The sequence below is a fragment of the Lutibacter holmesii genome (genome assembly GCF_042679665.1).
In the GTDB taxonomy this organism is placed as follows: domain Bacteria; phylum Bacteroidota; class Bacteroidia; order Flavobacteriales; family Flavobacteriaceae; genus Lutibacter; species Lutibacter holmesii.
In genome coordinates this window covers 663,279-675,776 of record NZ_JBHTMV010000003.1, presented here as the reverse complement: position 1 = coordinate 675,776, position 12,498 = coordinate 663,279, and the positions used below count along the sequence as shown (strand labels likewise).

Below are 12,498 nucleotides of genomic sequence, written 5' to 3'. Positions count from 1 at the left end.
TCAATACAATCACAAAGCTATACGAGATGTTAAAAATTTGTTAATCAATTTTTGTCAAATTTTTATATATTTACGACAATATTCAACACAAGTTGGTTAAAATTTCACACAAATTTTATGATTGATAATGCACACAGAGAAATAACACGGTTAATTCCTGAAGATAGCTTTTTAGTTGAAGAGCGTATAAAAGATGATTTTGATTTTCCAATTCATTTTCATCCTGAGTATGAATTAAACTTTATATATCGCGGTAAAGGCGTACGAAGAATTATTGGTGACCACTCTGAAGAAATTGAAGATTTAGAACTAGTACTTGTGGGGCCAAATGTTGTACACGGTTGGGAATTGCATAAATGTTCTTGTAAAGAAATTTATGAAATAACGGTACATATTCATGATGATTTACTCAATGAAAAAACCTTATCTCGAAAAATTTTTAAACCTATTAAAGACATGTTTAATAGGGCAAAACACGGAATTTTGTTTTCAAAAGAAACGACTATGCAAATGATGCCAAGATTAATGGCATTGCCACGTGTTACAGGAATTAAATATTACTTAGAGTTTATTTCAATTTTAGACGACTTGGCAAAAACTGAAGACCAGCGATTATTATCTAATTCTTGTGTTGAAAAAATTGATTTTCAAAACAGTGATAAAATTAAAAAAGTATACGATTATATTCAAGAGAACTTTAGCAAAACAATTACCCTAAGTGAAATTTCGGAATTGGTAAATATGAGTCCGGTTTCATTTAACAGGTTTATTAAAAAAAGAACAGGAAAAACCTTTGTAACCTACATAAACCACACAAGAATTAGTTTTGCTGCACGTTGGTTATTAGAAACCGACTTAAGTATTGGTGAAATAAGTTTTATGTGCGGATTTAATAATATAGCCAACTTTAATAGGCTTTTCAAAAAAGAAAAAAAATGCACACCTAAAGAATTTAGAAATGAATTTGTAGGTACTAAAAGAGTATTGTAAAAAGTAAAAACTCCTGTAAAATTAATACAGGAGCTTTTATCAAACACAACTTAAAAACAGAAATATAACTTATCCCATTATTACTTGAATGGTATGTTCTTTTCCTTTTTCTAAAATAGGAACTATAATACCTTCAATTTCTTTACCGTTTACTATTAATTTTTCTACACCTTTACTAATATGCTTTGGATTTGTTACCTCAATTTTATAGGTAGCACCTCTAAATTCTCTTGTCATTTTAAAACCATCCCATTTTGAAGGAATACAAGGGTTGATAGAAAGCCCATCATAATCTGGTTTTACTCCTAAAATATATTGTGTAATTGCATAAAAATTCCAAGATGCCGTTCCTGAAAGCCATGAATTTTTAGCTTCACCAGGTTTAAAAGCTTCTTTACCAGCAATCATTTGACAGTATACATACGGCTCAACTTTATGCAATTCTGAAATATCTTCTAAATAGCTTGGCGCAATTTTAGCATAATAATCGTACGCTTCATCTCCACGTCCAATCATTGTTTCACCAATCATAATCCAAGGGTTGTTGTGGCAAAATATACCTCCATTTTCTTTATACCCGGCAGGATATGTAGAAATTTCTCCGTACTCAATATAATATTTTGTAAACGCCGGACTGTTCAAAACAATTCCGTATTCACAATCTAAATGCTCTTTTACTGAATTTAAAGACTTTTCAACTAAACCGTCGTCTTTTCCAATTTCAGCCATAGCACACCAACCTTGTGACTCAATAAAGATTTTTCCTTCTTCATTTTCGTTTGATCCTATTTTTTTACCGTAATAATCATACGCTCTTAAATACCAATCACCATCCCAACCGTGTTCTTTAACGGCTTCAATCATATTATTTACGTGTACTTCAGCTTCAGCAGCTTCTTCGTTTTTTCCAACACGTTTGCATAATTTCACGTATTCTTTACCGTACATTACAAATAAACCGGCTATCATTAAAGACTCAGCAGTATCACCTTTTTTATTTCCTGTTGTTTGGAAAGATTCATTTGGATCGTTTGAAAAACAGTTTAAGTTTAAACAATCATTCCAATCGGCACGGCCAATTAAAGGCAATTTATGAGGACCTAAATTATTTACAACATGGTAAAATGATGCTTTTAAGTGATCAAAATGTGGCTTTGCTCTAGAAACATCATTATCAAAAGGAACCATTTCATCTAACAACGAAAAATCGCCCGTTTCTTTAATATATTCTGAAGTTGATAAAATTAACCAAAGTGGATCATCGTTAAAATCTCCTCCAATAGCAGCATTTCCTTTTTTAGTTAATGGTTGGTATTGGTGGTAACAAGAACCATCTTCAAACTGAGTAGAAGCAATATCAAAAATACGTTCTCTCGCTCTTTCAGGAATTTGATGTACAAACCCAATTAAATCTTGGTTTGAATCACGAAATCCCATTCCACGTCCAATCCCAGACTCAAAAAAGGAAGCGGAACGAGACATATTAAATGTTACCATACATTGGTATTGATTCCAAATATTTACCATTCTGTCAAGCTTATCTTCACCAGATTGGATATTTATTTTTCCTAATAAATTGTCCCAATACAATCTTAAATCATGATAAGCTGCGTTTACTTTTTCTACCGTATCAAACTTGGCAATCATTTCCTTTGCAGGCTTTTTATTAATTACCAATTTACTTTCCCACTTATCATCTTCATCTACCTCAACATAACCCAACATAAAAACAAAATCTTTTTGTTCTCCTGGCTGTAATTCAATTTCAATATAATGTGAAGCTATTGGAGACCAACCGTGCGCAATAGTATTTTTTGATTTTCCTTCATTTACTACATCTGGATTATCAAAACCATTGTACAAGCCAACAAATGATTCTCTATCGGTATCAAAACCATTTATTGCTTGGTTTACAGCATAAAATGAATAATGATTTCTACGTTCTTTAAACTCTGTTTTGTGGTAAATTACAGCGTCTTCAACTTCAACTTCACCAGTATTAAAATTACGCTGAAAATTAGTCATATCATCTTCAGCATTCCAAAGTGCAAATTCAATAAATGAGAATAATTTTATTTTTTTTACTTCAGAAGAAGTGTTTTTTACACTTACTTTTTGAATTTCGCCCCAAAAACCAAGTGGTATAAATTGAAGCACCTCCGTTTCAATTCCGTTTTTTGCACCTTTAAATTTGGTATAACTCATACCGTGACGGCATTCATAACTATCCAACTCCGTTTTCACAGGTTTCCACCCTGGAGACCAAATAGTATCACCATCTTTTATATAGAAATATTTTCCACCATCATCAACAGGTACATTATTGTATCTGTAACGTGTTAAACGTCTAAATTTAGCATCTTTATAAAATGTATAACCTCCACCTGTGTTTGAAGTTAAAGAGAAAAAATCTTCATTCCCTAAATAGTTAATCCAAGGATATGGTGTTTTGGGGTTTGTAATCACATATTCCCTTTTTGCATCGTCAAAATATCCGTATTTCATGTGTTTGTTATTTATTTATAGTTTTTGAGATTAAAATAATTATGCTGGTTAAACAATTTTAAATTTTAACTCAAAAACTAACTTGTTGGTTTATTTTTATGAACTTTAATTGTATGCTTCAAAATTAAATAAGCCTCTAAATATAATTTGATACTATATTGTCAATTTCCAAAAGATTCTTTTCTAAGTTTTTCTAAATTGATAAATTTTATTCCTAAAATGTAATTATTATATTAATAACTAACTAGTTACAACTTTACCAAATTTACACCCACTAAAAAACCACAATTTCTACAGAATTATATTACTATTTATTTTCAACCATTTTTAAACCTAATCCCTCTCCATAACCTACATTTGGGAAACTGTTTTTATATAAACTATTTTCTAAAAATACATTTAATGCCTTTTGTACTTTTTCAATATTTGGCCTGTTTTCTCTCATTTTTTTATATGAGGACCTATCGCTTTTAGCGTAATTTGTAATTAAAAAGTAATCTTCTGGCTGTTCAAAATTCATTATTCCTTTTGTGTTGTTCATTTTTTTATACGGCCAAAAACACCAATTTACAGCATGTTTATCAAGCAACAACCTAAAATCAAGCACCCATTCATCTGTATTTTCTCCAGTTTCACCAATATAAATTGGCACATTGTGTTTACTTCTAAAGTCTAAATACTTTTGAATTGCCTCTTGATTTACATCAAACCAATATTTATGAAATTCATACACAACATTGTCATCTACCAATGTTTCAAAAACATTAAAATCACCGCTCCAATTTGACCCGTTTAAAAATATCATATGCATTTTATCTACCGCACGAATTTCTTTAATTATTCTATTATACAATAAATACAGCTCATGATTTAAAGCCGTTAACTCATTATTAAAATAATGCGCAATGGGTTCATTTACCAAATCATAGCCAATAATAATTGGTTCATCTTTATATTTTTTTGCAATATCTACCCATATTTTAGTCATTAAATCTTGAGATGATTTACTTTTAAATAAATAAGGGTAGCCATAACTATCATCAATATTATCACCAGTTTGCCCACCTGGAGCACAATGCATATCTAAAAGAATATATAATTGTTCTTCTTTACACCATTTCACTAATTTGTCTACATATTTAAAACCTGCATTTCTTTCACCCATATACAAATCATTGGTAAACATTTTATAATGAAACGGTAGCCTTACATGGTTTACTCCAATTCTTTTTAAATATTTAATATCTTCATGAGTAATGTAATTTGTTAAAAAACCATTCCAAAACACTTGCAAACTATCTGGACCAACCAATTCATACAGCAATTCATCTATTTTGCGAGGTGAATTTACCTGCTCCATTTTAAACATATATCCTTCAGGTACTAACCAATTTCCTAAATTAGTTCCCTTTAACAGTAGTTCATTTCCCTTATCATCAACCAATTTTGACCCTTTAGTTTTTATAAAACTAAGTGTGTTTTGTGATTTATTATCAATTGGTTCAGCTACTTTGCTTTGGCAAGAATAGCCAATTATACAAAGTACAAATACAGAAAAGAAAACTAGATATTGTTTCATTTTATATATATTAATTTGAAGCGCTTTTAGTATCGTAAAAGTTTTTCAACACATAAAAAGCTTTTTTCTTTTTTCCATCTTCAGAAATTAATCCCTTTCTATTGTATCCATCTTGAATTTTAGGTAACATTCTTCTTGGAGATCTAAAATCAACCAATATCCAAGGTGAAAAACCTTGTAATTGTTCTATTCCTTCTAACATTTTTAATGTTTGAATGTATACATCTTCTTGGAATTCTTCTGACCATCGTGTTAATTTATCGCCATGAAAACCAATTTTTGCTCCTGCACCAAATTCAGAAATTAACACTGGTTTATTTTGTAAAATCTTCCAACTAATTTGACCACACTTTTCAGGCAAACCATCATACCAACCTACATACTGATTGAAACTTAAAACGTCAACCACATTTGCAAACTCATCATTTATAGTTCTAATTGTTGGATCTCCATTGTAATCACTTTGTTCTAATGCAGCACTAATTAATCTTGTAGGATCTAATTCACGTGTATGAGCTGCTAATTTTTTTAGGAAAATAAGACGTGGTTCACTAGTTGGCGTTTCATTTGCCATAGACCAAATAATTACAGATGCTCTATTTTTGTCACGATTTATAACTTCAGACAATTGATTTTCTGCATTGTTATACGTAGCTTCATTTTCCCAAGAAATAGTCCAATACACCGGGTTTTCTTCCCAAACTAAAATTCCCATTTTATCAGCCAAACGCAACATATGTTCGTTATGCGGGTAATGCGCCAAACGCACATAATTACATCCTAATTCCTTTGCCCAATTTAACAATTGCTGTGCATCTTCAATTGTACTTCCTCTTCCACCAGTTATTGGACTTTCTTCATGAATAGATATGCCCCTTAAAAAAATACTTTCATCATTCAATAAAATTTCTTTTCCTTTTGTTTTTATGGTTCTAAAACCAATTTGATCGGTAATTTTATCATTTACACTTTTAATATTTACTTGGTATAAATGCGGGTTTTTAGTATCCCAATATTGAATTTTTTTTGAATTCATTTCAAAAACAGCAACTCCTTCAGCATTTGAAATTATGGTTTTACTTAATTTAAGCTCAGGAATGTCAATTTGAATTTCTTTTTTAGCAATTTCTGTTCCATTCAATTTAACATACCCTTTAATTTGGTTTTTGTTTTCTGGATTTAACTGAATGGTATAATTTTCAATAAAATTGTTTGAAACCTCAACTAGCTTTACATCTCTTGTAATTCCTCCATAATTCCACCAATCTGTATTCAGTGTTGGCACACCTTCTTTTTTTCTTTTATTGTCAACTTTTACAACTATAAAATTGTCTTTGTCTTTTAATAAATTAGTTACTTCAAAATTAAACGGAGTAAAACCACCAATATGCTTTCCTAATTTCTTTCCATTAAAATACACATCGGCTTCATAATTAACTGCTTCAAAATATACAAAAACACGATGCTGGTTTTCTGACTTCTTATAATCGAAAGACTTTTTATACCAAACGGTTCCTTCGTAATAGTATAAATTTTCTTTTTGCGTATTCCAATCACTTGGCACTTGAATACTGTCTGAAATATCAAAATCATATTCAATTAAATCAGATTTACTTTTTGGTTTTGCATTTAAAAAAAATGCGCCATTTCCCGGGTTTTCCTGATCTTCAAAAGCCTCTAACCTATAATTATAAAAACCATTCTCATACGGATCTACAATGTAATTCCATTGTCCATTTAAGCTTGTTGTAGCTCGGTTATACACATTTACTATTAAATGTTCTTGAGCTGCTAATTGGCTGCTAACTATAAGCACCATTAGAAATACTATGATTTTTATTTTATGCATTGATTTGCTTTTTATTGTTTCTTATTTGCTTTGTAAATGAATAGTTTGAACTGCTCTAGGTTCAATTTGCATTGTAAAAGTTTTCGTTTCCAATGTTATTGTTAATTCATAAGCCTTCTCATTTTTGTTGAAAACAACAACAGCAATGGAGCCATCAGTGTTTTTTGCCGCGGTATAAATAACTCCATCAATAGCTTCACCTTCTAATCCAATTCTTAGGGCATTTGGACGGATAAACTTACTAAAGTGACTTAGTAAATAATAAAGTGGCGTGTATATTACTTCATCAGTCACTGGATTTATAAGGACTGGTGCGCTATTAAAATTGTTGTAAGGATTTGGTTGCCCTTTATGGCTAAGAATACTACACCATTCAACATATCCTTGCGTTCCGTGATTTAAATCTGTAATTATATCATAAGCGTACGTCTCAAAAGGCACAAAAGTACCAGCATAGTCTGTACTTGCTCTCCAATATTGACCAATAGGTTCATTAGCATCAATATCTATACTTGATTCAGAATGAATCATTGCTTTGTTTGGCCAAGTTTTTTGCAACGTATCTAATTGCTTAGCATAATAGTTATTGTTTTTTAATTCGGAATTTGTATACCAGTGAAACGCAGTTCCCCAAGCGTATTTTGAAGCTTCAGGCTCTAAATAAGTTGCCGATACATAATTATTCATTGTTGACTTATTATGATCGTAAATTAAAACACGTAAACCTGCTTCCAAATTATCAACATTTAAATGACCATCTTTTACAAGTTGCGGACCAAGGTGATCTCTTAAAAAGTCTCTTCCTTGTTCTGGAGTAAATCCGTTACTATCCCATTGCGCATCATGTGCATGCAGCGGTTCATTTTGTGGTGTAATTGCCCACAATTTTATTCCTTTTTCAGCGTAAGCACTCACATATTTTGAAATGTATTCTGCCCAAAGACCGTAATATTTAGGTTGTAGAGTACCGTTTGTCATTTCAGAAGTTTCCCCTGTTTTCATCCACGATGGAGGACTCCAAGGAGAAGCTATAATTTTGAAATCTGCTCCTGGAATACTTGACGCCTCTAAAATCATTGGAATAAGATCATAACTTGGTTCAATTAATTCAATACCACGAACCTGATCATTTTCATCTCCAGAAAATCCTTTCATATCTTCCTCTATGCTAAACGTTGAAAGATCTTCATCTCCTTCCTCAACATAAGAATAGTGGTTGTTTGAATAATCACTACTGTTTATGTGTGTTCTTGTAAGTGTAAATCCTGCACCTTCCGTTGGACTAAACATTTTTGTTAAAACATTTTTACGTGCTGCAACAGGAATTGTAGCTAAATTCCACGCTGAAGATTCTGTAAATGAAGCTCCAAAACCATAATACTTTTGGTATTCCTTATCTGGAAAAAGCTGTAAAGCTACTTTTTCAACTTCTTTAGAAGATGTTTTAACTTCATCTATTGATAATAATTTTAAATTGTCACCAGCATGTGAAGTTTGGTAAACATCAAACTCATAATTTTCATACGCACTTTTAGGTGAACAACTAACAAATACAATACCTATAACTAATAATTGTACCCAAGTAATTTTCCTGTGAATAGGTTTATTTTCAACACTAAATAATCTCATTTTTTATATATATTTTAATATTATAGTACTAAGGTGTATAAGTAAGTCCTTTACATTTTTCAACCAGCTCTTTCACTTGTTTATGCGTAATTTCACCGTGCGTTATGTACGGATATTTAATTATTGGATGTTCAACCATAAAACCTTGGTATTCTCTTATTTCAGCCTCATCACCTTCGGTTACAATACCTCTAATCCAGTTTGGCATATATTCCAATAAAATTTCACGTGTTTGTTTATTGTTCCAATATTCTAAGAAAAAGGTATATTCATCAAACATTAAAGGCACTTGCTGAGTAGATTGTAAATTGATAGTTTCAGACAATTTAATATCTCTTGAAGAAGCTGCAGCAGCAACTACATATTCACCACTTTCAGCAATCCACATATTTCTTTTAGCATCATAATACGAAAAATCACGACGCTCTAATTCAAAAGAAACTTCTTTAGCTTCTCCTGGCGCTAGTTCAATTTTCACAAATTTCTTCAACTCTTTTTCAGGACGTTGTAAAGTGCTTTTTACATCTGAAACATAAATTTGCACCACTTCTTTTCCTGTAACTTTTCCCGTATTTTTTACAGTAACGCTCACTGTTAAACCATCTTCATCTGTAGTATTTTTTGAAGACACTTTTAAATTGCTATACTCAAAAGAAGTATAAGACAATCCATAACCGAATGGAAATAATGGCTCAATTTTACGTTCATCATAGTAACGATATCCAACAAAAATACGTTCGCCATATAGCACATCACCTTGCTCACCTGGGAAATTAAAAAATGCTGGTGTATCTTCTAAACGCATTGGAAATGTTTCTGCTAATTTTCCTGAAGGATTCACTTTTCCAAATAATACATCTGCAATTCCACCTGCTCCAGCTTGTCCGCCTAACCAAGTTTCTAATACTCCTGAAACATTGTTTAACCAAGGCATTGTTACAGCACTTCCATTGGTTAAAACAACAACCGTATTTTTTTGCACTGCACTAATTTCGCTAATTAATTTATTATGTGAAGGAGGCATATTTATATGCGTTCTATCAATTCCTTCTGATTCGTATTGAAGTGGTAAACCTGAAAATACCAACACAACATCTGCTTCAGCTGCCACTTTTTTCGCTTCTGAAATTAATGATACATCATTATCATCTGCTAAATTGTAACCTTGTGCATAAGTTATTTCAATACCTTTTCCATATTCATTTTTTACAATGTCTAAAATATTATCAAGTTTGGTTGGGCGCACTTGCGAACTTCCGTTTCCTTGGTAACGCGGTGCAGCCGCAAACTCACCAATAATAGCAACTTTTTTATATTTATCTTTTGAAATTGGCAATACATCATTTTCATTTTTTAACAACGTAGCTACTTCAGAAGTTACTTTTCTTGCAAAAGCGTGATCTTTTTCTACATTTAATTCTACGCCTTCTTTTTGAAGTGCTTTTGCTTTAAAAACTACCGTTAATATTTCTTTTACCAAGGCATCAACAACGGCAATATCTAATTCTCCATTTTTAACAGCTTCAACAGCAATGGCGTTATTTACAGGACTTACTTTAGGCATTTCTAAGTGCATTCCTGCTTTCATAGCAGCCACACGATCAATAACCGCAAACCAATCTGAAACTACAATTCCTTTAAAACCCCAATCTTTTTTTAAGATTTCAGTTAATAAATAAGGACTTTGTGTTCCATAAACTTCTTGCACTCTATTGTAACAAGCCATCACGGTCCAAGGTTGTGCTTTTTTCACTGCAATTTCAAAAGGTGTTAAATAAATTTCATGCAACGTACGATTGTCTAAATTTGAATTGTTATACATTCGCATAGTTTCAACATTATTTGCTGTAAAATGCTTTAATGAAGTTCCTACACCTTGACTTTGAACTCCGTTGATATAAGCAGCTCCCATTTCACCAGATAAAATTGGATCTTCAGAAAAATATTCAAAATTTCTTCCGCCTAAAACAGATCGTTTAATATTTACTCCCGGACCTAACAATACGCTAACACCTTGCGCTTGCGCTTCGTTTCCTAATGTTTGCCCAACTTTATACACCAAATCTACATCCCAAGTTGCTGCAAGTGCAGAAGCCGTAGGAAAACATGTTGCTAGTAATTGATCTCCATAACCTGGTTTATTTGTTGCTGGTGCACGGCGTAAACCGTGAGGACCATCAGACAACCAAATCCAAGGTATATTTAAGCGTTCAATAGGCATTGTGCTCCAATCATCACGACCAGAACACAATGCTATCTTCTCCTGAATAGTCAAATCAGAAACCAGCTTATTTATTTTACTTTCAAGTAATGCATCTTCTTTAGAAGTTTGTGCATTTAAATTCATAGCAAATAGCACTAAAAATGAAATTAATATTGTTTTTTTCATGGGTTATCCTTTAGATATTTATTTAAAAAATGAAATCTTCTATTTTAGAATAATTGATACTACTATTTTTAAAAACTAAGAAATAGGTTTTGAATTATTTTTATCTTCTATTGCAATTTCAGCTCTACGTTTCACTAAAGCTTCTTTAATTTCATGTGCGCGTTCTTCAGTAATATTATATTTCCAAATTAAAATAATAGCAATTAAAGCTGCGCCTATAGGTATAATAATATCTGCTAAACGTAAATTGGTTAATGTTTCAAATGATTGTACTTTTAAACTTTCATCAAAACCAACAAGTTGCAAAACAACACCACTTGTAAGCATTGCTAAAGCAGTCCCTAATTTTACCATCCACCAGTATACTGCACCAAACATTCCTTCGCGGCGTTCACCGTTCTTTAACTCATCTAAATCACAAACATCAGCAGTCATAGACATCATTAGCGTAAACAAACCTCCAATACCAAATGAAAGAAATGGAATTGGCACAAACATTAACCAAGGATTTCCTGGGTTAAAACCCCACCATTTTAAAACGTATCCAATAATTGAAATTAAAGTGGCCACAATAAAAGCTTTTCGTTTTCCAATTTTTTCGGAAATTCTAGTAACCACAGGAATTACTAAAAACATTGTAGCCAAGGCACTTACAGTTCCAAACCAAGCAGGCCACGAACCAGCTGCAACAGTATCACCTTGAAATAAATAATACACAATAATAAAAAATGAAAATTGTGCAATTGTTTGAAAACCATTAAAAATAAAAAAGGTTGCTCCACATAATTTTACAAACTGTTTATTTTTTACTGTTAATACAATTCCTTTGATAAATTCTTTTGTGTTTGCCGCTAATTCACTTGATGAAAGGTTTTTTAATTTACTTTTATCTACTTCCATTTCTTTATTGAACAGCGCTGGTAAAATTCCTAAAACCATACACAAACCACCTACCCAAATGGCCATTATTTTAGCTCCTTCAGGAGCGCTTTCAAATAATGATTGATCGTAAATAATTACCCAAAACCAAGGTGCAATTACCCAAGCCATTTGTCCCATAAATTGAGAAACAGCCATTAACCTAGTACGCTCATTATAATCGGGTGTCATTTCATAACCTAAGCCAATTAACGGCGTTGCAAAAATGGTATAGCCAATGTAAAAGAAAAGTGACACCACTAAAAAATAAAAGAAATTGTACATCTCAGAGTCTTCAGGATTTAATTGCCACATTATCATATATGCTACACCTGAAATAACGCTTCCAATAAAAATATAAGGTTTTCTTCTACCCCACTTAGATTTTGTGTTGTCTGAAATAAAACCCATTATTGGATCTGTAAGTGCATCCATAAAACGAGGCAATGCTCCCAACAAACCTGCTAAAACAGGATTCATTCCTAATGACATAACCAACACAACCATAAAAACACCTAAGGCTGCCGGAAATAATTGATTTGCTAAATGTCCCGAACCAAATGCTAATTTTTGTCCGAAAGGAACCATATCTTGTGGAGCAATTTTATAGTGTTTCATATTGTTTGGTTTTAATATTGT

At 31.9% G+C, this 12,498-nt stretch carries 7 protein-coding genes; 1 reads left to right on the top strand and 6 read right to left on the bottom strand.

Annotated elements, in window-relative coordinates; all coding sequences use genetic code 11:
- Nucleotides 1-117: 117 nt before the first annotated feature.
- Nucleotides 118-990 (top strand): AraC family transcriptional regulator, encoded by an 873-nt coding sequence (locus ACFQ5N_RS05735; RefSeq protein WP_386808523.1) that lies wholly within the window; start codon nucleotides 118-120, stop codon nucleotides 988-990.
- Between the two features lie 69 nt (nucleotides 991-1,059).
- On the opposite strand, the gene ACFQ5N_RS05730 is transcribed toward ACFQ5N_RS05735, so the two are convergent.
- From ACFQ5N_RS05730 to ACFQ5N_RS05705, 6 genes are all read right to left on the bottom strand, one after another.
- Nucleotides 1,060-3,495, bottom strand: coding sequence for a GH36-type glycosyl hydrolase domain-containing protein (locus ACFQ5N_RS05730; protein WP_386808521.1), 2,436 nt, complete (start codon nucleotides 3,493-3,495; stop codon nucleotides 1,060-1,062).
- A gap of 307 nt (nucleotides 3,496-3,802) precedes the next feature.
- On the bottom strand, nucleotides 3,803-5,074 hold the full coding sequence (locus tag ACFQ5N_RS05725; RefSeq protein WP_386808519.1) for a glycoside hydrolase family 5 protein: 1,272 nt from the start codon (nucleotides 5,072-5,074) through the stop codon (nucleotides 3,803-3,805).
- A gap of 10 nt (nucleotides 5,075-5,084) precedes the next feature.
- Nucleotides 5,085-6,923, bottom strand: coding sequence for a glycoside hydrolase family 2 protein (locus ACFQ5N_RS05720; protein ID WP_386808517.1), 1,839 nt, complete (start codon nucleotides 6,921-6,923; stop codon nucleotides 5,085-5,087).
- Nucleotides 6,924-6,944: 21 nt separating this feature from the next.
- Nucleotides 6,945-8,552, bottom strand: coding sequence for a glycoside hydrolase family 30 protein (locus ACFQ5N_RS05715; RefSeq protein ID WP_386808516.1), 1,608 nt, complete (start codon nucleotides 8,550-8,552; stop codon nucleotides 6,945-6,947).
- Between the two features lie 28 nt (nucleotides 8,553-8,580).
- Entirely contained in the window at nucleotides 8,581-10,941 is a 2,361-nt protein-coding gene (locus tag ACFQ5N_RS05710; RefSeq protein ID WP_386808514.1) for a glycoside hydrolase family 3 C-terminal domain-containing protein, read from the bottom strand.
- A gap of 75 nt (nucleotides 10,942-11,016) precedes the next feature.
- A complete protein-coding gene (locus tag ACFQ5N_RS05705) occupies nucleotides 11,017-12,477 on the bottom strand; it encodes an MFS transporter (RefSeq protein WP_386808512.1) in 1,461 nt (486 codons plus the stop codon).
- Nucleotides 12,478-12,498 lie beyond the last annotated feature (21 nt).

What these genes read in the sequence shown, in the direction of transcription:
- ACFQ5N_RS05735 (WP_386808523.1), top strand. Translation starts at nt 118, where the DNA reads ATGATTGATAATGCACACAGAGAAATAACACGGTTAATTCCTGAAGAT.
- ACFQ5N_RS05730 (WP_386808521.1), bottom strand. Translation starts at nt 3,495, where the DNA reads ATGAAATACGGATATTTTGACGATGCAAAAAGGGAATATGTGATTACA.
- ACFQ5N_RS05725 (WP_386808519.1), bottom strand. Translation starts at nt 5,074, where the DNA reads ATGAAACAATATCTAGTTTTCTTTTCTGTATTTGTACTTTGTATAATT.
- ACFQ5N_RS05720 (WP_386808517.1), bottom strand. Translation starts at nt 6,923, where the DNA reads ATGCATAAAATAAAAATCATAGTATTTCTAATGGTGCTTATAGTTAGC.
- ACFQ5N_RS05715 (WP_386808516.1), bottom strand. Translation starts at nt 8,552, where the DNA reads ATGAGATTATTTAGTGTTGAAAATAAACCTATTCACAGGAAAATTACT.
- ACFQ5N_RS05710 (WP_386808514.1), bottom strand. Translation starts at nt 10,941, where the DNA reads ATGAAAAAAACAATATTAATTTCATTTTTAGTGCTATTTGCTATGAAT.
- ACFQ5N_RS05705 (WP_386808512.1), bottom strand. Translation starts at nt 12,477, where the DNA reads ATGAAACACTATAAAATTGCTCCACAAGATATGGTTCCTTTCGGACAA.